We start from the raw sequence: 23,507 nt of genomic DNA, 5'->3' as shown, positions 1-23,507 counted from the left end.
CATGAGCGAACCCCTTGCCACCCCCAAAGAAGCCACCAACCCCGCCCGCCGCCGCGGCCTGACCGTGATCGCCGCTGCCGTGGCGATCGCCGCCATCGGCTGGGGCGCCTGGCACTGGGCCAATGGCCGCCACCTTGAAACCACCGACAACGCCTACGTGGCGGGCAACGTGGTGCAGATCACGCCCCAGGTGGGCGGCACCGTCGTCTCCATCGGCGCGGACGACACCGACTACGTCAAGGCCGGCCAGTTGCTGGTCAAGCTCGACCCCGCCGACGCCCGCGTGGCGCTGGAGCAGGCCGAGGCCCAGCTGGCGCAGGCGGTGCGCGAGGTGCGCACGCTGTTCGCCAACAACTCCACGCTGAAGGCCCAGGTCAGCCTGCGCAGTGCCGACCTGGCCCGCGCCCAGGCCGAAGCCGCACGCCTGCAAGACGACGTGACCCGCCGCGCACCGCTGATGGCCAGCGGCGCCGTGGGCAAGGAAGAGTTCCAGCACGCCACTGCCCAGGTCACGGCCGCCAAGAGCACCGTGGCCGCCGCACAGTCGGCCGTGGTGGCCGCGCAAGAGCAACTGGCCGCCAGCCAGACGCAGACCGAAGGCACCTCCATCGAGCAGCACCCCAACGTGCAGCGCGCCTCGGCCCGCGTGCGCGAAGCCTACCTGGCCGTGCAACGCGCCCAACTGGTCGCGCCGCTGGACGGCCACGTCGCCAAGCGCGGCGTGCAGGTGGGCCAGCGCGTGCAGGCCGGCGCACCGCTGATGACGCTGGTGGCCCTGAATGATCTGTGGGTGGACGCGAACTTCAAGGAAAGCCAGCTGCAGAGCCTGCGCATCGGCCAACCCGCCGAGCTGGAAGCCGATGTGTACGGCACCAAGGTCAAGTACCACGGCACTGTCACCGGCCTGGGTGCCGGCACCGGCGCAGCGTTTGCGCTGCTGCCCGCACAGAACGCCACGGGCAACTGGATCAAGGTGGTGCAGCGCGTGCCCGTGCGCATCGCGCTGGACGCCAAGCAGGTGGCCGAGCACCCGCTGCGTGTGGGCCTGTCGATGGAAGTCAAGGTGGACACGGCCGACCAGAGCGGCAAGACCCTGGCCGACACGCAGCGCTCCACCCCCGTGGCCGCCACCGCCGTGTTCGACGAGCAGTTCAAGGCAGCCGACGATGAAGTCGCGCAGATCATCGCCGCCAACCTGGGCCGCAGCAGCAAGGCCGCCGTGGCCGCGGCGTCGCCCAAAGTGGGCGCTGCAGGCACAGGCACTGCAAAGGCTCCGGCACTCGCCACGACGCTCCCTGCGCCCCGTGTCGAAAAACATGCGTCAGCCCCCGCAGCGTCGTCACAGTCCCTGCAGTCGCCAGCGGTGCAGTAAGCCGGGGTTCGCATGACTGCCGCCAACCCCACTGCAGACACCGCAGGCCAGGCCCCCGCCGCGCCAGCGGCCCCTGCTGCCGCGCCACCTTCGGCCCCCTCGGGCCCACCGGCCGCCTACGCGCCACTGCAGGGCACCGCCCTGCTGCTGGGCACGCTGTCGCTGTCGCTGGCCACGTTCATGAACGTGCTGGACTCGTCCATCGCCAACGTCTCCATCCCCGCCATTGCCGGCGACCTGGGCGTGAGCCCCGGCCAGGGCACCTGGGTCATCACCAGCTTTGGCGTGGCCAATGCCATCTCGGTGCCGCTCACCGGCTGGCTCACGCAGCGCTTTGGCGCGGTGCGCCTGTTCACCATGAGCGTGCTGCTCTTCGTGCTCACGTCCTGGCTGTGCGGCTTTGCGTCGTCGCTGGAGATGCTGGTGTTCTTTCGCGTGCTGCAGGGCTTGGTGGCCGGGCCGATGATTCCGCTCAGCCAGACGCTGCTGCTCGCCAGCTACCCCAAGGCGCTGGCGGGCACCGCCCTTGCCCTGTGGGGGGTGACCACGCTGGTCGCGCCAGTGGTCGGGCCGCTGCTGGGCGGATGGATCACGGACAACATCTCCTGGCCCTGGATCTTCTACATCAACGTGCCCGTGGGCCTGCTGGCCGGCCTGCTCACCTGGGGCATCTACCGCAAGCGTGAGACGCCGATCCGCAAGCTGCCCATCGACACGGTGGGGCTGTCCCTGCTGGTGCTGTGGGTCGGTGCGCTGCAGCTCATGCTCGACAAGGGCAAGGAGCTCGACTGGTTCGCCTCCGGCGAGATCGTCATCATGGCCGTGGTGGCCGTGGTCGCGTTTGCGGTGTTCCTGGTGTGGGAGCTGACCGAGAAGCACCCGGTGGTGGACTTGAAGCTCTTCAAGGGCCGCAACTTCACCTTCGGTGCACTCGCGCTGTCGGTGGCGTATGCCCTCTTCTTCGGCAACGTGGTGCTGTTGCCGCTGTGGCTGCAGCAGTGGATGGGCTACACCGCCACATCGGCCGGCATGGCGCTGGCGCCGGTGGGCGTGTTCGCCATCTTGCTCACCCCGCTGGTGGGCAAGAAGGTCGGCCAGTGGGACCCGCGCCGCATGGCCACGGGCGCGTTCATCGTGTTCAGCACGGTGCTGTGGATGCGCTCGCAGTTCACGGTGCAGACGGACTTCATCCACATCCTGATCCCCACCCTGCTGCAGGGCGCGGCCATGGCCTTCTTCTTCATCCCGTTGACCACGCTGACCTTGGCGGGTATCCCGCCCGAGCGCATACCGGCCGCTGCGGGGTTGTCGAACTTCGTGCGGATCACCGCGGGCGCCATGGGCACGTCGATCGCCACCACGCTGTGGGAGAGCCGCGCCGCCATGCACCACGCCCACCTGACCGAAGGACTGGTGCAGGGCCAGGGTGTGTTCGGGCAGACGCTGGACAACCTGACTGCCTCGGGCCTCACGCAGATGCAGGCGCTGGCGCAGATCAACCGGCTGATCGACCAGCAGGCCTTCACGCGGGCTGCCAACGACATCTTCCTCGGGTCGGCGTTTTTGTTCCTGCTGCTCATCGGGCTGATCTGGCTGACCAAGCGGCCGCCACGGGCCGCAGGCGGCGGCGCGGCCGATGCGGGTGGAGCGCACTGACAGCGGCATTTTCGAAGAATGACAACGCACGAGAGACCGGCCTTGCGCCGGTTTTTCTCTTTGTGTTTTTGCATCGCCCTGCAGCGCACGGAGATTAGAGTCCAAATAGCCGCTACCTCTTGACTGCGAAGCGCCGATAGCTATAATTTTCATAGCATCTACTACAAAGAGCACAGCCAGCGAAGGCGAGCGCAAGCCCAACATCCAACATATGCGCATCCGTGCGGAGAAGCACGTCCGCGCGCACGGCGGTGTAGGAAAACACCGCGTACTCGCCATAGGGGCATACTGTCTCGTTATTCAGGCGACGCGAGACGATTCCGCCACGACCCCGCTGCGACCGGCGCCACGCCGCAGCCCGATACAGCCATTGCCATGCGCAGCTTCATACTGAACAACCGCAACCAACTCATTCAACGGTGCAAAGACAAGGTAGCCATGCGGCCTTTGCGCGGCGCCACCCACACCCAGCTGTTGCACGGCGTCCCGATGTTTCTTGACCAGTTGACGCGCACGCTGGAGGCCGAGGGTCACGGCGACATGGTGGGCGGGCTGCAGATTTCAGGGGTCTCCGGAGGAAATGCGTCAGCGCTGTCGGAAATGGGCGTTTCGGCGACGGTGCACGGAGGCGAACTGCTGGGGCTAGGCTACACGGTAGATCAGGTCGTTCATGACTACGGCGATTTGTGCCAGGCGATCACCGACTTGGCCGTCGAACGTGATGCCCATTTTTCGGTCGATCAGTTCCGCACACTGAACCGCTGCCTGGACAACGCCATTGCCGACGCCGTGACTGAGTTCGCGGCCCAGCGCGACGTCGAAGTGGCCAGACGCCAGGCAGAGGAAGAGAACGAACGGCTGGGCTTTTTGGCGCACGAGCTGCGCAACCACCTGCACGTCGCCAAACTGGCGTTCGCCGCGCTGGAGTCGGGCAGGCTTCCCGTCGGCGGCTCGACCGGTGCAGTGCTCAAACGCAGCCTGGCCTCCATGGAAGGATTGATCCAACATTCCTTGGCGGCGGTTCGCGATGCAGCGATCGCACCCTTGCACCCTCGCGTGTTCTCGCTCGCCATCTTTCTGGCGGATGCAGGCCGCGTGGCCGAACTGTATGCCGCCGACACCGGCTGCACCCTGCGCATCGTGGAGGTGGACGCCCAACTCGCGATCGAAGGCAATCGCGAACTACTGCTGGCGGCGCTCGGCAACCTGCTGCAGAACGCCTTCAAGTTCACCCGGCCTGGCAGCGAGGTGACCTTGCACGCGCACACGTCCGTGGATTCGATCCTCATCGAGGTGGAGGACTGCTGCGGCGGGCTTGCCGCGGGTAGCGCCGACACAGTGTTCGAGCCTTTCCAGCAAGGGTTTGACGACAAGCGGGGCCTGGGGCTGGGCCTGTCCATTGCGCGGCGAAGCGTCGAAGCCGACCAAGGGCGCCTGACCGTGCAAGACTTGCCGGGCAAGGGGTGCGTCTTCAAGATCAATGTGCCGCTGCGAAAGCTGGCGTAGCGGACTGCATGCAGACCCACTCCGCGCGTGCCCACCACCCCGTCAATCCCACACCCCCTGTCGGAAATTCCTGACCCTGGAGCAGGCGCAGCACCTGCGGTCACACCCCGGCACTGGGCCCAACAATGCAGTCACCGTAACGATAACAAGGAACTGCCATGTCGCTCTCGCTGATTCTGCTGATTGTCCTGATCCTCATCCTCGTTGGCGCACTGCCAACCTGGGGCCACAGCCGCTCGTGGGGCTACGGACCCAGCGGTGGTATCGGCCTCGTGGTGCTTATCCTGGTGGTCCTGCTGCTGATGGGCAGGATATAAATATAAAAGTGCGGCATCGGGGTGATGTGGGCAGCTAACGCCCGCAGCATCCAGGTGTCACAACTTCCAGAGAAAAGCGGCCTTCGGGCCGCTTTTTCTATGGGGGCTCCGCAGTCCTGTCATGCCTTTGCACGTTTTGGCACGCCCTGTGTCTCGTGCCCAGCGCGCCCACGCGCCGATCCACCCACATTCCACTCGCGCCATATGCAGCGTACGGCGTACGGCCCGCCGAAAATCACACCGCGGCCACGCCCTTTTCCGCGTGGGCAAACGCCGTGGTGAACGCCGCAAATTCTTTCTGGTTCACCACCCCATTGGTGTCCCCACCCTTGTCCATCAACTGAAGCACCGATTGCGAAAAATCGGTGCCTTGTTTCTGGATCGATGTGCTGGCCATGCCCTTCAAGAACTCGTCGTGCGAGATGCTGCCGTCCTTGTTGGCATCAAAGCCCGCCGTGATCTGCTGCTTTTGTGCATCGTCGGCGCCAAAGCGGGTCAGGATCTCCTGAAAGTCCTGCACCGACACGGACGAGCCATTGCCGGCAAGACCTGCACTGCCCCCGCTCTGCGCGCCACCGCGCTGGACGGCACCCAAGGCACCATCGAGCTTGCCTTGCGACACCAGAATGCCCTTGCCGGCAAACCCGGCCAGCGCTTCGGCCTGCGGGCTGAGCGTGACGACCGCAGAGGGCTCCGCATCGGCCGTCTCGCTGCTGCGACGTGTGGCCGCTGACTTGGAGGATCCGCCCGAGGCGGCGTTGAAGACCATCGACGCGACGGACGCCAGGCCAGAGATAAGAGGTGACATCGCCATGAGCTCCTGTGTGGCGACACCCCGGTGCCGTGGGACGACCATCGACGGGCCACCGTTTCGCCTTGTCCCGCCAGGGTACCCGGCCCGTGCACCTCGCAAAGGCCTGAAAAGCGGCGACATCGCCCCCCACCTTGCCTACTTGAGCACGTAGCCCGCCAGCACCGACTGCACCTCGTAGATGCTGAGCCGCTTGTTGAACTGCTTTTGAAACGGCGCGGCGCTGCCCGAGATCCAGATTTTCAACTCGGCGTCCAGATCGAAGGTCCCGCCTGTTTCGATGCTGAAGTGCGTGATGCTCTTGTAGGGCAGCGAGTGGTATTCCACCTTGCTTCCCGTCATGCCCTGCTTGTCCACCAGCACCAGCCGCTTGTTGGTGAACACGAAGTAATCGCGGATCAGCTGGTAGGCATGCTCCACCACCTCGCCGGGCGCGAGAATGCGCCCGAACTCTTCCTGGATCTTCGCTGCATCGATCTTGGATGCATTGCCCAAGACGCCGTCAAAAAGTCCCATCGTGTGCTCCTGCTGTTGTGATGTCCCGGTGGCCCGTCAAGCCCCGGCCCTTCAGGCCAGCGACTGGTAGCCCGGCCCGAAGGCGACGAACTCGCCCTCCAGCCGCCCGGCGGGCTGGCCCTCGTAGTGCAGCACCGACGTCTGCACGATGCGCCCGATGCCCTTGCGCTGCAGCATGCGGGTGAAGGAACTCCACACCGCGGCCGACGGGGCGTCGGCCACGGCAGTGAAGGTGCCGGCCATGGGCGCCAGGTAGTCCATGGTGTTGCGCTGGATGACCAGCCGGCTGCCCAGCCCTTCGGCCGACAGCCGCACATGCAGCATGCTCCACGCGGCCAGGATCGCCACGGCCGACGCGCTGCCGCCAAACACCGTGTCGCGGTGGTTGATGTTGGGCGCCAGCGGCGCAGTCAGCACCACACGTTGCGGTGATGCGTCCACCACCGACACGCCCATGGCACGGGCCAGGGGGATGTGGTCGTGCAGATAGGACTCCAGGTCGCGAGGATTCATGCAGGGGCTTTCGGGTCGGTGGGTGCGGGGGCCGGGTCGCGGTGCACGAAGTGAGGCACAGGGCCAGGCACGTCACCCAGCGTTGCCAAGGCTTCGCCAAGGAAGGCCGGGCGCAGGTCCAGTTGGGCCAGGCTGGCACGGGCAAACCACGCAAACTCCAGCCCGCGATGGCCTTCGGCGCCCACATACGGGCCGGGCGTCTGGTCCAGCAGGCTGCCGGGCCGCGGCTGGGCGTGCAGGTACAGGCCCATCTCGTGGTAGTCCACGCCGCCATAGGCGTAGAAGTTCTCCACCACGCAGGCCAGCGCGCCCGGCTCCACCGCCACGCCCAGTTCTTCGTGCATCTCGCGCACCAGCGCTTGGGCGGCGCTCTCGCCCGGCTCGATGCCGCCGCCGGGCAGTGCCCAGAACAGATCGCCTTCGGCACGGTGCAGCAAGACCTGCCCGGGCCGGGTGATGACCGCCGCTGCCCGCAGGCGAATGCGCGGCGCGATGGGGATGGACGGTGCCATGGGGTTCATGCTGCCGATCCTATCGCGGCATGGTGACAGGCACCGTCTGCGCGATGCAGGCCGGGCCCGACCGCGACGTGCGCCCGGCTCAGTCGGGCAGCAGCAAGCCCTGCTGGGCGGCCACCGTCTCGCGCAGAAAGGCCCAGGTGGCCTGCATACGGGCCACGTGCTTGTTCTCTTCAGGCATCGACATCCAGAACGTGCGGGTAAAACGCGCCGTGCCGGGCAGCACCGCCGTGAGTGCCGGGTCTTGCGCCGCCACGAAGGCCGGCAGCACCGCCAGCCCGGCACCGGCGCGCACCGCCTCGTACTGCGCCAGGATGCTGGTGCTGCGCAGCGCAAAACGCGCGGGGCGGTGCAGCTCGTCCAATATCTGCAGCTCCTTGGTGAACAGCAGGTCGTCCACATAGCTGATGAAGCTGTGCCCGCGCAGGTCGTCCGCCGTGCGGATGGGCGCATGGCGGGCCAGGTAGCTGCGCGTGCCGTACAACTGCAGCACGTAGTCGGTGAGCTTGACCACCAGCACCGCGCCGCGGGCGGGGCGCTCCAGCGATATGACGATGTCCGCCTCGCGCCGCGACAGGTGCACCAGGCGCGGCAAGGCCAGCAGGTCCAGCACCAGGCCCGGGTGCTCCAGCGCAAAGTGCGCCAGCTGCGGCGCCAGCACCAGATTGCCGAAGCCTTCGGTCGTACCGATGCGCACCAGGCCCTGCAGGCCCTGGCGCACGCCCGGCGCGGCGTTCTCCACAGCCAGAAAGGCGGCCTCCATGGCCTCGACCTGTGGCAGCAGTGCGCGGCCCGCCTCGGTCAGCCGGTGGCCCCCGGCCTCGCGGGCGAACAGGGCCGAGCCGACCTGCTTTTCCAGCGCCTGGATGCGCCGCGCCACCGTGGTGTGGTCCACGGCCAGGCGGCGCGCAGCGGCCACCAGCGTGCCGGCGCGGGCCAACTCCAGGAAGTAGCGCAGGTTGTCCCAGTCCATAAGCCCTCTCTGTACGGCGTCTCGCGAGCCCATCGCTCGCGATCGATCTGCATTTTTGCAAACCTTGTGCGCAGTATTGTCTATTGTCTTCACAAATTTGCACAGCTACCATGCGCTGGTTACCCGCTGCGGCGCCCTATTCCATTCAGGAGACAACACCCATGAACGCACCCACCTCGCAGGCCGTGCTGGCCCCCACCGTCAAGCTGCTGATCGGCGGCCAGTTCGTCGAGTCCAAGACCACCGAGTGGCGCGATGTGGTGAACCCCGCCACACAAGAAGTGCTGGCGCGCGTGCCGTTTGCCACGGCCGACGAGATCGATGCCGCAGTCGCCTCGGCCAAGGAAGCCTTCAAGACCTGGAAGAAGACGCCCATCGGCACGCGTGCCCGCATCTTCCTCAAGTACCAGCAACTGATCCGCGAGAACATGGCCGAGCTGGCCGCCATCCTCACCGCCGAGCAGGGCAAGACGCTGCCGGACGCCGAAGGCGACGTGTTCCGCGGCCTGGAAGTGGTCGAGCATGCCGCGAGCATCGGCAACCTGCAGTTGGGCGAGCTGGCCAACAACGTGGCCGGTGGCGTCGACACCTACACCCTGCTGCAGCCGCTGGGCGTGTGTGCGGGCATCACGCCCTTCAATTTCCCGGCCATGATCCCGTTGTGGATGTTCCCGATGGCGATCGCCACCGGCAACACCTTCGTGCTCAAGCCCTCCGAGCAGGACCCGATGGTCACCATGCGCCTGGTGGAGCTGGCGCTCGAAGCCGGCGTGCCTGCGGGCGTGCTCAACGTGATACACGGCGGCGAGATGGCCGTGAACGCGATCTGCGACCACAAGGACATCAAGGCGATCAGCTTCGTGGGCTCCACCAAGGTCGGCACCCACGTCTACAACCGCGCCAGCCTGGCCGGCAAGCGCGTGCAATGCATGATGGGCGCCAAGAACCACGCCATCGTGCTGCCCGATGCGAACAAGGAGCAGACCCTGAACGCCCTGGCCGGTGCGGCCTTTGGCGCTGCAGGCCAGCGCTGCATGGCGCTGTCGGTGGTGGTGCTGGTGGGCGAGGCGCAAAGCTGGATCCCCGACCTGGTGGCCAAGGCCAAGACGCTGAAGATCAGCGCCGGCACCGAAAAGGGTACGGACGTGGGCCCCGTGGTCTCGTGCGCTGCCAAGGACCGTGTCGAAGGCCTGATCGCGCGCGGCGTGGCCGATGGCGCGAAGCTGGAGCTCGATGGCCGCAACCCCGTGGTGGCCGGCTTCGAGAAGGGCAACTTCGTGGGCCCCACGGTGTTCAGCGGCGTCAAGCCCGGCATGAGCATCTATGAGCAAGAGGTCTTCGGCCCCGTGCTGTGCCTGTCGGCCGCGGCAGACATCGACGAAGCCATCGATTTCATCAACGACAACCCCAACGGCAACGGCACCGCTATCTTCACCCAGTCGGGCGCCGCGGCGCGCAAGTTCCAGGAAGAGATCGATGTGGGCCAGGTCGGCATCAACGTGCCGATCCCTGTGCCGGTGCCGCTGTTCTCGTTCTCGGGCTCGCGCGCGTCCAAGCTGGGAGACCTGGGCCCGTACGGCAAGCAGGTCGTGCTGTTCTACACGCAGACCAAGACGGTGACGGCGCGCTGGTTTGACGACAGCACCGTGTCGCACGGTGTGAACACCACGATCAGCTTGAAGTAGGTGCTGCCGGGGGCTGGTACATGCCACGTGCCATGCTGGCCGCGACCGAAACATCCATTCACGCTGATTGGGGGTCGAAGCGTTGAGCAGGGCTTCGACAAGCTCAGCCCGAACGGGTGGGGAGGCACCACCCCGGCTTCGACAGGCTCAGCCCGAACGGGCGTGTGATGGCGGCCGGCGCGACAACACCCGGACCAACCCCAACCCAACCCCGACCGTTCAGCCTGAGCTTGTCGAAGGCCCCCACGCTGCACAACGACGGTGTTAAAACCAGGCCATGCAACTCCACCCGCCAAAGACGAAATTGCCTGCCTGGGCCGTCGCTCTTGTGCTGCCCTGCGCAGTACTGTTGACCATGCCGCAAGCCCACGCCCAGGCCGGCGCTGCCTGCAACCCCGCCGGCACAGTGCCAGAAACCAATGCCTGCGCCGTGCAAGCCTTCCAGGCGGCAGACACCGAGATCGCCATCCTCTACGGCGACGTGATGCGCGCCCTGTCGGCCCACGAGCGGCCCCAGCTGCGCCAGGAGCATTCGGCCTGGCTGCGCGAGCGCACCACGCGCTGCAAGCAGTCCACGCGCAGTGCCGAGTCCCAGCCTACCGGGCCCCGGGTCTACCACGAGTGTTTGATCGCAGAAACCCAGGCGCGCCGCAAAGGCGTGATGCGCTGGCTGACGCTCGACCACCCGTCGGCCAAGCCCTGACGCACCATTCAGAACAACAAGAACTGACGAGACAGACACACCATGGACTTTGAACTCACCGAAGAGCAGCGCGCCTTTGCCCAGACCGCCCGCGACTTCGCCCAGGCGGAGCTGGCGCCCCACGCCGCGCACTGGGACGAGGAAGGCATCTTCCCGCGCGAGGCCATCGCCAAGGCCGGCGAACTGGGCTTTTGCGGCCTGTACGCGCCCGAGGCAGCCGGCGGCCTGGCCCTGCCCCGCTTGGACGCCACGCTGGTGTTCGAAGAGATGGCAGCGGTCGACCCATCGACCACCGCCTTCATCACCATCCACAACATGGCCACCTGGATACTGGGCACCTGGGCTACCCCTGCGGTGCGCGACCACTGGGGCCCGCTGCTGACCACCGGCGAAAAGCTCGCGTCGTACTGCCTGACCGAACCCGGCGCGGGCTCCGACGCGGCCTCGCTCAAGACCCGCGCCGAGCTGGTGGGCCACGACTACGTCATCAACGGCAGCAAGGCCTTCATCAGCGGCGCGGGCGCCACCGACGTGCTGGTGCTCATGGCCCGCACGGGCGATGCAGCATCGGGCGCAGGCGGCATCAGCGCCTTTGTGGTGCCGGCCGACGCGCCGGGCATCAGCTACGGCAAGAAGGAACAGAAGATGGGCTGGAACAGCCAGCCCACGCGCACCATCAGCTTCGACAACGTGCGCATCCCCGCCGACCACCTGTTGGGCCGCGAAGGCGAAGGCTTCAAGATCGCGATGAAGGGCCTGGACGGCGGCCGCATCAACATCGCCACCTGCTCGGTGGGCGCCGCGCAAGGCGCGCTGAACGCCGCCCAGCAGTACATGCAGGACCGCAAGCAGTTCGGAAAGCCGATCGCGAGCTTTCAGGCGCTGCAGTTCAAGCTGGCCGACATGGCCACCGAACTCGTCGCCGCGCGCCAGATGGTGCGCCTGGCTGCAGCCAAACTGGACGCCGGTGCGCGAGACGCATCCACCTACTGCGCCATGGCCAAGCGCTTTGCCACCGACGCGGGCTTCACCGTCATCAACGACGCCCTGCAGCTGCACGGCGGCTACGGCTACATCCGCGAATACCCGCTGGAGCGCCTGCTGCGCGACGCCCGCGTGCACCAGATCCTGGAAGGCACGAACGAGATCATGCGGGTCATCATTGCGCGGCGCATGCTGGATGGGGATGCGACGGAGGCGATTCGCTGACACTATATTTTTGATAGCTGCTCGCGCTTGTCCAACAAGCGGTAGCCGCCCATTTTTATCAAAACCATGCCTGCCCGCCCCCTCTCTGACGAAACCCTGCACCTGATCGACGCCATGCGCACGGCGCTCTCGCAATGCAGCGATGTTGAAGAACACCCGCTGTTCGGCACCCATGCCTTCTTCGTGGACGGCAAGATGTGCATCGCGGTCAAGGGCGAGGAGCTGCTGGTGCGCCTGCCACCCGAGCGCCATGGCGAGGTGCAGGAGATGCAGAACACGCGAGAACTGTCGCCCGGCGGAGGGATGAAGGGTTACTTCTGGGTGGAGCCCAATGGCTACTCCACGCGGGCGCAGTGGAGCTTTTGGGTCGGCGAAGCCCTGGCGTACAACCCGCTGGCCAAGGCAAGTCCGCGCAAGAAACGCGCGCCCGTCGCAGCAGCCGGCAAGGCGGCAACCACCGCTGGCAAGAAGCCAGCCGCCAAATCGTCCGCCAAGAGTGCGGGCGCGAACAAGCCGCCAACGAAGACCGCGGCAACGAGGACAGCTGCAGCCAAGAAGCACAGCATCTTCGAAGCCGACGACTGAGCCGCCCTCGCCCCGCGCAAGCACACGCCATCACCTCCAGCCCACCCCGGAGCCACCACCATGCCCATCCGCATCGTCCGCCTCGGCACCCCGCGCGCCACCGGGGAAGGCACCCGCATCGGCACCGTGCGCCGCCCGCCGCGCGGCGTGCCCAAGGCCGAGTTCGCCAGCCGCGACTATTACGACGTGTGGTACCCGCTGCTCGCCCCCGCGCAAGAGCTGATGACCCAGGGCCAGCAGGTCCCCGCAGGCCCCGAGGGCGACAAGGACTGGCAGGCGTTCGTCCAACATTTCCGCAAGGAGCTGGCCCAGCCCGAGGCCAGCCGCACATTGGACCTGCTGGCCGCGCTGTCGCAGCACAGCGCGATGTCGGTGGGCTGCTACTGCGAGGACGAGTCGCGCTGCCACCGCTCGGTGTTGCGGGCCGAGCTGCTGACGCGCGGCGCCCGTGTGGAGGGCTGAGTTTGAAGCTTTTTCGGCCCCTACCGCTGGATAGGCAAGCGCTACCAGCTACAAATTTAATAGCAATCCTTTTCTAACCGATCACACTGTTGTGCAAGGCCCCGACATCCCGGGCGTTGCCAGCATCACCCTCACCCCCTCACCCCCCTCATCACAACGACATCAAGGAGCAACACAGCATGAAGATCGCATTCATCGGCCTGGGCAACATGGGCGGCCCCATGGCCCTGAACCTGCACAAGGCGGGCCACGACGTGGGCGCCTTCGACCTCTCCAAACCCGCCTGCGACAAGTTGGCCGCTGACGGCGTGCGCATTGCCGCCGACGCCGCCACCTGCGTGCTGGGCGCCGAAGTGGTCATCAGCATGCTGCCCGCCAGCCAGCACGTGGAGGCGCTCTACCTCGGCAACGACAAGCAAACCGGCCTGCTGCCCCAGCTGGCAGAGGGCGCGCTGGTGATCGACTGCTCCACCATAGCGGCAGCCACATCGCGCAAGGTGGCCGATGCCGCCAAGGCCCGCGGCCTGGCCTTCATCGACGCGCCCGTCTCGGGCGGCACCGGCGGCGCCATCGCCGGCACGCTCACCTTCATGGTGGGCGGCGACACCGCAGCGCTGGAGCGCGCCCGCCCCATCCTCGAAAAGATGGGCGCCAACATCTTCCACGCAGGCGACGTGGGCGCCGGCCAGACCGCCAAGATCTGCAACAACATGCTGCTGGGAATCCTGATGGCCGGCACCAGCGAAGCCATCGCCCTGGGCGTGGCCAACGGCCTGGACCCGAAGGTACTGAGCGAAATCATGCGCCGCAGCTCGGGCGGCAACTGGGCGCTGGAGAAGTACAACCCCTACCCCGGCGTGATGGAGACTGCGCCAGCGAGCAAGGGCTATGCGGGTGGTTTTGGGACGGATCTGATGCTCAAGGACCTGGGCTTGGCGCAAGAGAACGCCGCGGCGGTGAAAGCGGCCACACCGCTGGGTGGGCTGGCGCGCAGCCTGTATGCGGCGCACAGCCTGGCGGGGCATGGGGGGCTGGATTTCTCCAGCATCATCAAGCTGGTGCAAAAGCACTGACCGCAGCACGCTGGCCGCCCAACGAGGACTGCCCACCTGCCAACCCACGCCAGCACCGTGCTGGCGTTTCTTATCGCCACCACGAGCTCTCAGATACCGGCCACTGGAGCTTTCGGCTGGACAGCTTTATATATTTGGCCAAAGAGATGCAACATACGCCAACTCTGCATCAACCATGGATTTTGTTTGAGCAATTGGAGCGGTAACTCGGAAAAATTTGCCTTGCCTCACATCCAGCACACCAATAATATCCCCCTCCTTACATAAATCTCGTAAAGCAACCTCCATTAACACTGTAGCCAAATCTATGCGCAACTTGCTAAGCGGCTCATCTTTCAAATATAGTTTAATAATATATCTTTGATCATCTATTACCAGACCCAGCTCCGGATTGATAGAAACATCGACCCCAGAATTTCCATAAGTGTTTTTTGGCGGATCAAACCAGAAAATATTCTTCTTCCCCCACCATTTGCTATATCCATTTAATGCATTGTTATAGTTGGCCACTTTCTTAGGATCCCTTATTGCGGATCTGATATTCACAAGAAAACTCCTTTCCAATCCTTCTTTGTGAATTTTTATCAATCCGTCCCGCAAAGGCTTATAAAAATCAGTTGCCGGATGGTAAGCTTTTCTGTTCTTTATTTGATTTACCTTTGTCGCTTTTGGACTACCCGATTTTGAAACAATATCAACAAGATCAGTAAGTGAGATACCGTACATTTTCCGCTTTCTAATGTTTGACATGAGACATTGAGAGCCCGCAAACCGAAAATCGACCTGTATATTGATGATTTAGCGGGCACTCGAACCATTGACTCTTCAACCTTGGTCACATCCATGCGCGTAGCTTGATTGAATTGAAGAACCCCTTGCACCGATGTAAGTGTTGAGCCTAGTAGTCCAACTCCATCCGCCACCGGTCTTGCTCGGTACCTTATTGGGACAGCGGCGCTAACTGATGACAAGCTTAAATTTGCCATTAGGCTGAGTATCAACATCTACGGGCCGCGGCTCCCCTACCACCCGGGTTGATTGTTCTCGGTATGCATCATTTCAAGGCACGGCGACCTTCCTACAAAGCCACAATCTGCTGTTGAGTATGATTCGCACCCCTCATGCTGCGCCGCACCATCCCCGCCCTGCCTTTCCACATCGTGCTTCTGCTCGTGGCGTTGTTCAACGCCCTGGCGGGTGTGCCGCTGCATGAGGCACGGCACATCAGGGAGGGAGTAGCTAGCGCCACAGCCTCGACAGCCGCAGGCGATGTGGATGCATATGCCACAGACACCCCAGCCAGGGGCGAGCACGGCGAAAGCACGCATACCACCTGCGCCTGGTGCCTGACCCACGCGCTGGAGGCGGGCCTGGCACATGCACCGGTGGCCGGCCAGCTACCGCTTCCCGCAACACCCAGCACCCTCGCGCCGCAAATCACAGACCCCTTCACGGTCCAGCAAGTGCGATGGCCGTTTGCCGCACGCGATCCTCCGCCAGCCCATCGGGCCTGACGCGCGTCAGGTCCTAGCCAGCCTGCGCTCTCCAGCGCAACCCCCTCTTTTTTCAGCCTTGTAGTCACCCCGCCGGGGTGGGTACGGGCACGCGGCTTTGTGCGCCCGCCTTGACCACTTGAATCAGGCAGGTGTGGGCCACGCTGCTCGTGGCTTTGCATTCATCGCTTTTGGACTGGTTTGCCATGCGTTCTTCGTCTTTGTCATCTTCTCTTTCGTCTTCACGCCCAGCGGCGTTGCCGCGCCCCACGTTGTCGGCCGTGGCGGTTGCGTCGCTCTTCGCCTCCATCAACCCCGCCTTCGCCGCAGACGGCGATGTGATCACCCCACCCACCCTGTCCGCCGTCGACGTCGTCGGCCGCAGCGCCTCCGGCGCCTACTACGCCGACGAGGCCGAGGGCGCCAAGACCACCCTGCCGCTGCGCGAGCTGCCGCAATCCGTGCGCGTGATGTCGCGCCAGACGCTCGATGACCTGGGCGCCACGCGCCTGGACGATGTGCTCGACTACGTGGGCGGCGTCTCGCGGCAGAACAGCTTTGGCGGGCTGTGGGACAACATCGCCATCCGGGGCCTGCCCGGCAACGAGAACACGGGCATGGCGACCTTGCTCAACGGCTTTTCGTCCAACCGGGGCTTCAACGCGCCGCGCGATCTGGCGGGTGTGGAGCGCATCGAGTTCCTCAAGGGGCCAGCCGCTGCGCTGTACGGCAGCAGCGAGCCGGGCGGCACGCTCAACATCGTGAGCAAGAAGCCGCTGTGGAAGGCCGCGCACTCGGTAGAGGCCTACGCCGGCAGCAACCGCCTGGGCCGCGCGGCGCTCGATACCACTGGCCCCATCAACGACCGGCTGGCCTACCGCCTGAACGTGGCGGTGGAAGACCGCGGCAGCTTTCGCGACCATGTGGATGCGCAGCGCCAGGTGGTGGCCCCCGCGCTCACCTGGAAGCTCACGCCCGACACGGTGCTGGAGTACACGGCCGAGTTTCTGCGCCACGCAACACCGCTTGACCGGGGCGTGGTGGCGGTCAACAACCGCCTGGGCGCCATCCCCGTGAACCGCTTTCTGGGCGAGCCGGCCGATGGCGACGTGACGGTGCGCAACCAGACGCACCAGCTGGTGTTGTCCCACGAATGGAACCCCGACTGGCGCAGCCGCGCCGGGCTGTCGTACCGCGAGACGGGGCTGGAGGGCTTTTCGACCGAGCCCACCGCGCTGCGGCCGGACAACCGCACGCTCACGCGCCAGCGCCGCTACCGCGACTTCCAGTCCGACGACATTGCGCTGCAGGCCGAGCTGCAAGGCACCGTGCGTGCCGGTGCGCTGGAGCACGAGGTGCTGGCGGGTGTGGAGAGCTTTCGTTTCAGCATGGATTCGCTGATGCTGCGGGCCAGCCCCAGCACGGCAGCGCCCTATGCCATCGACATCCTGAACCCGGTGTACGGCCAACCCCAGCCCACACCCGGCCGCAATACCGACACGCTGGAAAAGCAGCGCAACACCGCCCTGTACCTGCAGGACACCATCAAGCTGGGCGCGCAGTGGCGCGTGATGGCGGGCCTGCGCGCCGACAATTACGACCAGTCGCTGAACAACCGCCTCACGCAGCGCACCACGGCGCAGAGCCCCTCGGCCGTGTCACCCCGCCTGGGCGTGAGCTGGCTGCCCACCGATGCGTGGACGGTGTACGCCAATGCGGGCCGCTCGTTCCGCCCCAACACGGGCTCCGACGTGGCCGGCAGCGGCTTCGACCCTGAAAAAGCCCGCGCACTGGAGCTGGGCGCCAAGTGGGAGAGCAGCGACAAGCGCATCGGCGCCACCGCCGCCCTCTTTGACATCCGCAAGCGCAATGTGCTGACCAGCGACCCGGCCAACGCCGGGTTCTCGGTGGCCGCCGGCGAGGTGCGCAGCCGCGGGCTGGAGCTGGACCTGGCCGGCCGGCTCGATTCCCACTGGCGCGTGAACGCCAGCCTGGTGCTCAACGACGTGAGCATCGCCCGCGACAACCTGCTCGAAGTCGGCGGCCGGCTGTTGAACGTGCCCCGCGTCAACGGCAGCGTGCTGGCCGTGTACGAAGACACCCTGGCCAACGGCCAGCGCTACGGCGTGGGCGGCGGCATCACCCACATGGGCCAGCGCCTGGGCCAGGCGCGCACGCAGGCCGAGGGCAATGCGGGCGCGGCCAGCTTCGATCTGCCCAGCTACACCACCGCCAAGCTGGTGGCGTACTGGCGCCTGAGCCCCACGCTGAGCGTCACGCTCGACGTGGACAACCTGTTCAACGCCAAGCACTACACCAGCTCGTACAGCCGGGTGTGGGTCACGCCGGGTACGGCGCGCACTCTCACCGCAGGGCTGCAAGCCAAGTTCTGACGACATGCCATTGCCACACCCTTCCCTTCACCGCCACCCGGCCACACAAGCCGCCTCCACCGCAGGCCTGACCCGGCGCAGCACGCTGCAATGGCCCGCCGCCGCACTGGCCGCTGCAGCGCTGCCCGCAAAGGCCCAGCCGCAGCCCGCTGACAGTACCAGTACCAGTACCCCGCTGCGCATCGTGGGCCCGTGGGAGATCAGCGGGCTGGCGCCTGCCCAAAGCGGCTACATGTTCACCCGCCTGCAGGTCACCGAGACACTGATGGGCGCGGGCGACGATGGCCGCCCCGAAGGTGCGCTGGCCCAGCGCTGGCGCACCTCGGCAGACGGGTTGGTGTGGCAGTTTGACCTGCGCCCGGGTGCGCGGTTTCACGACGGCAGCCCGGTGACGGCGGCTGCCGTGGTGCGCTGCCTGCAGGACGCGCAGGTGCCGCCCGCGCTGCTCAGCCACGCGCCCATTGCCGGCATTGCGGCGCAGGGCGATCACACCGTGGTGGTGCGGCTCAACCGCCCCCACGCCGCCCTGCCCGCCCTGCTGGCGCACAGCAGCACCATGGTGCTGGCACCAGCCAGCTACGGGCGCGGCGGCAAGGTGCAGTCCATCGTGGGCAGCGGGCCGTACCGCATTGCGGCCCTGGTGCCGCCCCAGCAGGTCGAGACGGTGGTGTTCGACGGCTTCGACGGCCCCCGGCCCGCCATCGCCGCCGTGCAGTACCTGGCCGCCAGCCGGCCCGAAACCCGCGCGCTGATGGCCGAAGGCGGTCAGGCCGACCTGGGTTACGGGCTGGACCCGGCCAGCCTGCGGCGGCTGCGGCGCCACCAGAAGGTGGGGCTGGCGTCGGTCACGCTGCCGCGCACCGTCATCATCAAGCTCAACGCAGGGCTGCCCGCGCTGCGCGATGTGCGCGTGCGGCGGGCACTCAGCCTGGCCATCGACCGCGGCGGCATCGCCCATGCGCTGATGGGCGACGAGAACCTGGCCGCCACCCAACTGCTGCCGCCCACGCTGGCCGCCTGGCACAACCCGGCGCTGGCGCCGCTGCAGCACGACCCCGAAGCCGCTGCGCGTCTGTTGCAGGCTGCCGGCTGGCAGCGCCATGCCGACGGCCTGCGCAGCCCCGACGGCCAGCCACTGGCGCTGACCATCCGCACCTTTCTCGACCGGCCCGAGCTGCCGCTGATCGCCACTGCGCTGCAAGAGCAGTGGCGGCTGGCCGGCATTGCCGTCAAGGTGAGCATCGGCAACTCTGGCGACGTGCCGCTGGGCCACCGCGACGGCAGCCTGCAGCTGGCGCTGGCCGCGCGCAACTACGCCAACGTGCCCGACCCCACGGGCACGCTGGCGCAGGACTTTTCGGCCCAGGGCGGCGACTGGGGCGCCATGGGCTGGCACAGCGACGCCGTGGTGCAGTCGCTGCAAGAGCTGGCCCGCACCGCCACCACGCCCGAGCGCGCAGCGCTGCTGCGCCAGCGCATCACCCACACCCTGCAGGACGAGCTGCCCGTGATCCCCGTGGCCTGGTACCGCCAGCACGTGGCCGTGAACCCCCGCGTGCGCGGCGTCACGCTGGACCCGCTGGAGCGCTCCTACCGCATCACTTCCATGGAATGGCAAACGACATGACCCGCCCGTTCAACCCCTTGTGGACCCTGGCCGCGCGCCGCCTGGTGCAGGTGGTGGCCCTGGCGCTCATCATCGGCACGCTGTGCTTTTTGATGGTGCGCTCGCTGCCCGGGGACCTGGCCACGCGCATCGCGGCCGGCCGCTACGGCTACGACCTGGTGAGCAATGCCGCCGCCGACACGGTGCGCGCCGAGCTGGGGCTGAACCAGCCCGCCGCCTGGGCCCTGCTGCACTGGTGGCGCGACATCGCGACGCTGAACCTGGGGCTATCGCTGGTCACCCAGGCCCCCGTGTGGGAAGAAGTGGCGCACCACCTGGCGGCCACCCTGCGGCTGTCGGCGGCCGCGCTGGGCGTGGCCTTCGTCCTGGGCGTACCCATGGGCCTGTGGGCCGGCCTGCGGCCAGGCGGCTGGGTGGACAAGACCAGTTGGGTACTGAGCGTGGTGCTGCGCGCCACGCCGCCGTTTTTGCTGTCGGTGCTGCTGATGCTGCTGGTGGCCGTGCACTGGGGCTTTCTGCCCGTGGCGGGCGATGAAAGCCATGCCAGCCTGGTTCTGCCCGCGCTGACGCTGGGCCTGGGTCTGGCCGCCGGGCTGGCCCGCGTGACGCGCGCGGCCATGCAGGACGTGGTGCAGTCGCCGTCCTTCGAGTTTGCCCGCACCAAGGGCCTGTCGGACCTGCAGGCGCTGGTGCGCCATGGCCTGCGCAATGCCGCGGTGCCCGTGGCGGCCTACCTGGGCGTCCAGGCGCTGTTTCTGGTGGAGGGCGCGGTGGTGGTGGAGACGCTGTTTGCCTGGCCTGGCATCGGCCACGCGCTGGTGCATGCCGTCTTCGGGCGCGACATTCCGATGATCCAGGGCGCGGCCCTGTGCATGGGGCTGCTGTTCGTCACGTTCAACCTGGTGGTGGATGCAGCCTGCGTGGCGCTCGATCCGCGCCATGCCAAGGGGGTGTCGGCATGAGCGCGATCCCCACGCCTTCCACGATGCCGCTGGCACCTGCGCCGGGCCTGCCCCGCCCCCGCGTCCGCTGGCGCACGGCCCTGGGCTTGGTGCTGCTCGGGCTGCTGGCTGCGTTTGCAGCGTTGGGCCCCTGGCTCATCGGTGCCAGCCCGGTGGCGCAAGACCTGCGCCACCAGCTGGCGCCGCCCAGCGCCCAGCACTGGCTGGGCACCGACGTGCTGGGCCGCTCGGGCCTGGCGCGGCTGGCGCATGCGGCGCAGCTGTCGCTGGGCATGGCCCTGCTGGCGGCCTTCAGCGCGGCCATTCCCGGCACGCTGCTGGGCATTGCGGCCGCGTGGCGCGGAGGCCGCACCGAGCGGGCGCTGGTCATGCTGTCGGACGCGGCGCTGGCCATACCGGGCCTGCTGCTGGTGCTGCTGATCGCCGCCATCGCGCCGGGCCAGCTGGCTGCGCTGTACGTGGGGCTGGCCCTCGCGCTGTGGGTGGAGTACTTCCGCGTGAGCCGCGCCGTGGCGCGCCCCGTGCTGGCGGGCGACGCGGTACAGGCGTCGCGCCTGCTGGGCTTTGGGCGCGGCTACGTGCTGCGCCGCCACCTGCTGCCGGCCCTGGCGCCCACGCTGGGCACGCTGCTGGCCTTCAGCACGGCGCAGGCCGTGCTGTCGCTGGCGGCCCTGGGATTCGTGGGCGTGGGCATTCAGCCGCCCACGCCGGAGCTGGGTTTGATGATGACCGAGTCGATGCCCTACTACCAGGAAGCGCCATGGCTCATCGCCGCGCCGGTGGCACTGCTGGTGTGCCTGGTGGCCGCCATGATGCTGCTGCAACCCGAGCGGGAGACTGCATGACAACCACTACCTCCTCATCACCCGCCCTGCTGGCCGTGGACGGCCTGGGCATTCAGGTCAACGGCAGGCACCTGCTGCGGGACATCGCGTTCACGCTCCAGCCCGGCGAAGCGCTGGCCCTGGTGGGCGAAAGCGGCGCGGGCAAGTCGCTGCTGGCCCAGGCCATCATGGGCAACCTGCCGCCCGCGCTCAAAGCCACTGGCAGCATCACCATCGAGGGCACCACCACCCGGGCCGACGACGCTGCGGCGCGGCGTGCGCTGTGGGGCCGGCGGCTGGCGCTGCTGCCGCAGGAGCCGTCGCTGGCGCTGAACCCGCTGACCCGGCTGGCGCCGCAGCTGGCCGAGGTGCATGCGCTGCTGCATGGCCACAGCAGGCCGCAGGCGCAGGGGCTGGCCCAGGCACAGTTGACCGCAGCGGGGCTGGGCGAGGCTACGCAGCACTACCCCTGGCAGCTATCGGGCGGTATGGCCCAGCGCGCGGTGGCGGCCATCACCCTGGCCGGCGGTGCGCAGGTGCTGATGGTGGACGAGCCCACCAAGGGCCTGGATGCGCATTGGCGCGACCGCACCATCGACCTCTTCCGCGGCGTGCTGGCCGCGGGTGGCTGCCTGCTGACCATCACGCACGACCTGGCAGTAGCCCAGGCGCTGGGCGGCAAGGTGATCGTGCTGCGCGAAGGCCAGGTGGTGGAGCATGGCGACATCGCCACCGTGGCCACCCGGCCATCGCACCCCTTCACCCGGCAGTTGCTGGCGGCAGATCCCGCGCGGTGGGATGCCTTTGCGGCGCCCACGCTTGGCGACACCGTGGTGCAGGCGCGCGGCATTGCCAAGTCCTACGGTGGCCGCAGCCTGTTCGCCGCCATGGACCTGGACCTGCGCGCTGGCGAACGCATCGCCGTGCAGGGCCCGAGCGGCACCGGCAAGAGCACACTGGGCAATGTGCTGCTGGGCCTGCTGGCGCCGGACACCGGCAGCGTGCAGCGCGCGCCGCAGCTGCGGCCGCATGCTTTTCAAAAGCTCTACCAGGACCCGGTGTCGTCGTTTGCGCCGCACGCCAGCCTGGCGCAGTCGCTGCGCGACGCGGCCCGCCTGCACGGCCACGCCTGGGCTGCGGTGCTGCAGCGGCTGCAGCAGCTGCGCATTCCCGAAAGCCTGCTCGCGCGCAGGCCCGAGCAGGTCTCTGGCGGCGAGCTGCAGCGCATTGCGTTAGCGCGCGTGCTGCTGGCACAACCCGCACTGCTGTTCGCCGACGAGCCGACGTCGCGGCTGGACCCCATCACCCAGCAGGAGGCCTTGGGCGTGCTGTTGGCGGCGGTGCGGGAGACCGGCGCCGCGCTGATGCTGGTGACGCACGACGAGCACATTGCCGCGGCGGTCGGCACGCGGACGCTGGATTTTTCCGCGAACGCCAGGGCAGCGATGCCGCGCGCACCTGCGGCTGCCGGGGTGCTTCACAATGCAGCGCCATGAGCCACCCTATACAAGCATCCCCTGTGCCAGCGTCCACCGCCCCTGCGCTGTGGATCATCAAGACCGGCGCGGCCCCGGCGCCGCTGCGCGCGGCGCATGGGGACTTTGAAGACTGGATCGCACAGGGCCTGCGCGCGGGCCCCGGAGGCAGTGCGCTGCAGATCCGCACCCTCGACGCGCGGGCGCTGCCCGAATGGCCTGCGCAGGACGAGATCGCCGGGGTGGTCGTCACGGGCTCTCCGGCCATGGTGACCGACCGGGAGGCCTGGAGCGAACGCACGGCGCAGTGGCTGGTCCGGCTGATGCAAGGCGCCACCCCGCTGCTGGGCATCTGCTACGGGCACCAGCTGCTGGCGCACGCGCTGGGCGGCGAAGTGGCGCACCACCCGGCGGGCCTGGAGATCGGCAGCGTGGCCGTGCAGTGCCTGCCCGCAGCCGCAGGCGACCCGTTGCTGGGCGGGCTGCCCCGGGAGTTTGCGGCCCACACCGTCCACGAGCAATCGGTGCGGCGCCTGCCGGCTGGCGCAGTGCCGCTGGCCGCCAACGCCCATGAGGCGCACCACGCCTTTCGCGCCGGGCCCTGTGCCTGGGGCGTGCAGTTCCACCCCGAGTTCAGCCAGACGGTGATGCAGGACTATGTGCGGCTGTTCGCGCCGTCGCTGCACCGCGGCGGGGTCGATGTGCAGGCGCTGCACGCCGCGGTGGCTGCCACCCCGGCCGCCAACGGCCTGCTGGCGCGGTTTGCGAGCCTGACACAGGGCTCTGGCTCTGGCTCTGGCTCTGGCTCCGCGTCGCAGAGTCAGGCGGGCTGAG

Annotated in this window: 23 protein-coding genes; 17 read left to right on the top strand and 6 right to left on the bottom strand. The window is 67.3% G+C overall.

The window, feature by feature from the left end:
- Window position 1: 1 nt before the first annotated feature.
- From ASF16_RS09695 to ASF16_RS25390, 4 genes are all read left to right on the top strand, one after another.
- A complete protein-coding gene (locus ASF16_RS09695) occupies window positions 2–1,372 on the top strand; it encodes an HlyD family efflux transporter periplasmic adaptor subunit (RefSeq protein WP_056165711.1) in 1,371 nt (456 codons plus the stop codon).
- Window positions 1,373–1,384: 12 nt separating this feature from the next.
- Window positions 1,385–3,028, top strand: coding sequence for a DHA2 family efflux MFS transporter permease subunit (locus tag ASF16_RS09690; protein ID WP_056165708.1), 1,644 nt, complete (start codon window positions 1,385–1,387; stop codon window positions 3,026–3,028).
- A 375-nt stretch (window positions 3,029–3,403) separates the two neighbouring features.
- Window positions 3,404–4,534: a HAMP domain-containing sensor histidine kinase gene (locus tag ASF16_RS09685; RefSeq protein ID WP_056165704.1), complete on the top strand. Its 1,131-nt coding sequence runs from the start codon at window positions 3,404–3,406 to the stop codon at window positions 4,532–4,534.
- 158 nt (window positions 4,535–4,692) lie between these two features.
- On the top strand, window positions 4,693–4,851 hold the full coding sequence (locus ASF16_RS25390) for a DUF3309 family protein (protein ID WP_082516826.1): 159 nt from the start codon (window positions 4,693–4,695) through the stop codon (window positions 4,849–4,851).
- A 235-nt stretch (window positions 4,852–5,086) separates the two neighbouring features.
- Here the strand turns inward: ASF16_RS25390 and ASF16_RS09680 are convergent, their stop codons facing one another.
- The 5 genes from ASF16_RS09680 to ASF16_RS09660 form a co-directional block, all read right to left on the bottom strand.
- A complete protein-coding gene (locus ASF16_RS09680) occupies window positions 5,087–5,659 on the bottom strand; it encodes a hypothetical protein (RefSeq protein ID WP_056166490.1) in 573 nt (190 codons plus the stop codon).
- Window positions 5,660–5,800: 141 nt separating this feature from the next.
- On the bottom strand, window positions 5,801–6,178 hold the full coding sequence (locus ASF16_RS09675; protein ID WP_056165702.1) for a PH domain-containing protein: 378 nt from the start codon (window positions 6,176–6,178) through the stop codon (window positions 5,801–5,803).
- A gap of 51 nt (window positions 6,179–6,229) precedes the next feature.
- Window positions 6,230–6,691: a YiiD C-terminal domain-containing protein gene (locus ASF16_RS09670; RefSeq protein ID WP_056165700.1), complete on the bottom strand. Its 462-nt coding sequence runs from the start codon at window positions 6,689–6,691 to the stop codon at window positions 6,230–6,232.
- Window positions 6,688–7,212 (bottom strand): NUDIX hydrolase, encoded by a 525-nt coding sequence (locus ASF16_RS09665; protein WP_235507313.1) that lies wholly within the window; start codon window positions 7,210–7,212, stop codon window positions 6,688–6,690. Before ASF16_RS09665 ends, ASF16_RS09670 begins: the two co-directional genes overlap by 4 nt.
- Before the next feature lie 79 nt (window positions 7,213–7,291).
- Window positions 7,292–8,182 (bottom strand): LysR family transcriptional regulator, encoded by an 891-nt coding sequence (locus tag ASF16_RS09660; RefSeq protein ID WP_056165698.1) that lies wholly within the window; start codon window positions 8,180–8,182, stop codon window positions 7,292–7,294.
- A 161-nt stretch (window positions 8,183–8,343) separates the two neighbouring features.
- Here ASF16_RS09660 and ASF16_RS09655 point away from each other — a divergent pair, with 161 nt between their 5' ends.
- The 6 genes from ASF16_RS09655 to mmsB all read left to right on the top strand — a co-directional run bounded on the left by ASF16_RS09655 (window position 8,344) and on the right by mmsB (window position 13,899).
- On the top strand, window positions 8,344–9,867 hold the full coding sequence (locus ASF16_RS09655; protein WP_056165697.1) for a CoA-acylating methylmalonate-semialdehyde dehydrogenase: 1,524 nt from the start codon (window positions 8,344–8,346) through the stop codon (window positions 9,865–9,867).
- Between the two features lie 355 nt (window positions 9,868–10,222).
- Complete coding sequence (locus ASF16_RS09650) at window positions 10,223–10,570, top strand: lysozyme inhibitor LprI family protein (protein ID WP_235507312.1); 348 nt, start codon at window positions 10,223–10,225, stop codon at window positions 10,568–10,570.
- 42 nt (window positions 10,571–10,612) lie between these two features.
- Complete coding sequence (locus ASF16_RS09645) at window positions 10,613–11,779, top strand: acyl-CoA dehydrogenase family protein (RefSeq protein ID WP_056165693.1); 1,167 nt, start codon at window positions 10,613–10,615, stop codon at window positions 11,777–11,779.
- Between the two features lie 66 nt (window positions 11,780–11,845).
- Window positions 11,846–12,364: a TfoX/Sxy family protein gene (locus ASF16_RS09640; protein ID WP_056165692.1), complete on the top strand. Its 519-nt coding sequence runs from the start codon at window positions 11,846–11,848 to the stop codon at window positions 12,362–12,364.
- Window positions 12,365–12,424: 60 nt separating this feature from the next.
- Window positions 12,425–12,826: a DUF488 domain-containing protein gene (locus ASF16_RS09635; protein ID WP_056165689.1), complete on the top strand. Its 402-nt coding sequence runs from the start codon at window positions 12,425–12,427 to the stop codon at window positions 12,824–12,826.
- A 179-nt stretch (window positions 12,827–13,005) separates the two neighbouring features.
- Entirely contained in the window at window positions 13,006–13,899 is an 894-nt protein-coding gene (gene mmsB, locus ASF16_RS09630; protein ID WP_056165686.1) for a 3-hydroxyisobutyrate dehydrogenase, read from the top strand.
- 126 nt (window positions 13,900–14,025) lie between these two features.
- On the opposite strand, the gene ASF16_RS25385 is transcribed toward mmsB, so the two are convergent.
- Window positions 14,026–14,625, bottom strand: coding sequence for a hypothetical protein (locus ASF16_RS25385; RefSeq protein WP_082516857.1), 600 nt, complete (start codon window positions 14,623–14,625; stop codon window positions 14,026–14,028).
- Between the two features lie 395 nt (window positions 14,626–15,020).
- Here ASF16_RS25385 and ASF16_RS27125 point away from each other — a divergent pair, with 395 nt between their 5' ends.
- The 7 genes from ASF16_RS27125 (at window position 15,021) to ASF16_RS09590 (ending at window position 23,506) form a co-directional block, all read left to right on the top strand.
- Entirely contained in the window at window positions 15,021–15,413 is a 393-nt protein-coding gene (locus tag ASF16_RS27125; protein WP_056165683.1) for a DUF2946 family protein, read from the top strand.
- Between the two features lie 185 nt (window positions 15,414–15,598).
- Window positions 15,599–17,785 (top strand): TonB-dependent siderophore receptor, encoded by a 2,187-nt coding sequence (locus tag ASF16_RS09615; protein WP_082516856.1) that lies wholly within the window; start codon window positions 15,599–15,601, stop codon window positions 17,783–17,785.
- Between the two features lie 4 nt (window positions 17,786–17,789).
- Window positions 17,790–19,412, top strand: coding sequence for an ABC transporter substrate-binding protein (locus ASF16_RS09610; RefSeq protein ID WP_200926884.1), 1,623 nt, complete (start codon window positions 17,790–17,792; stop codon window positions 19,410–19,412).
- Window positions 19,409–20,374 (top strand): ABC transporter permease, encoded by a 966-nt coding sequence (locus tag ASF16_RS09605; protein ID WP_082516824.1) that lies wholly within the window; start codon window positions 19,409–19,411, stop codon window positions 20,372–20,374. The genes ASF16_RS09610 and ASF16_RS09605 overlap by 4 nt, the downstream gene beginning before the upstream one ends.
- Window positions 20,371–21,219: an ABC transporter permease gene (locus tag ASF16_RS09600; RefSeq protein WP_056165676.1), complete on the top strand. Its 849-nt coding sequence runs from the start codon at window positions 20,371–20,373 to the stop codon at window positions 21,217–21,219. The genes ASF16_RS09605 and ASF16_RS09600 overlap by 4 nt, the downstream gene beginning before the upstream one ends.
- Window positions 21,216–22,694, top strand: coding sequence for an ABC transporter ATP-binding protein (locus ASF16_RS09595; protein WP_056165673.1), 1,479 nt, complete (start codon window positions 21,216–21,218; stop codon window positions 22,692–22,694). The genes ASF16_RS09600 and ASF16_RS09595 overlap by 4 nt, the downstream gene beginning before the upstream one ends.
- On the top strand, window positions 22,691–23,506 hold the full coding sequence (locus ASF16_RS09590; protein ID WP_056165670.1) for a glutamine amidotransferase: 816 nt from the start codon (window positions 22,691–22,693) through the stop codon (window positions 23,504–23,506). The genes ASF16_RS09595 and ASF16_RS09590 overlap by 4 nt, the downstream gene beginning before the upstream one ends.
- The last annotated feature ends 1 nt before the right edge of the window (window position 23,507 follow it).

Origin of the sequence: Acidovorax sp. Leaf78, from assembly GCF_001422735.1 — a bacterium.
In the GTDB taxonomy this organism is placed as follows: Bacteria; Pseudomonadota; Gammaproteobacteria; order Burkholderiales; family Burkholderiaceae_C; genus Acidovorax.
This window is presented reverse-complemented; position numbering and strand designations above follow the sequence as displayed.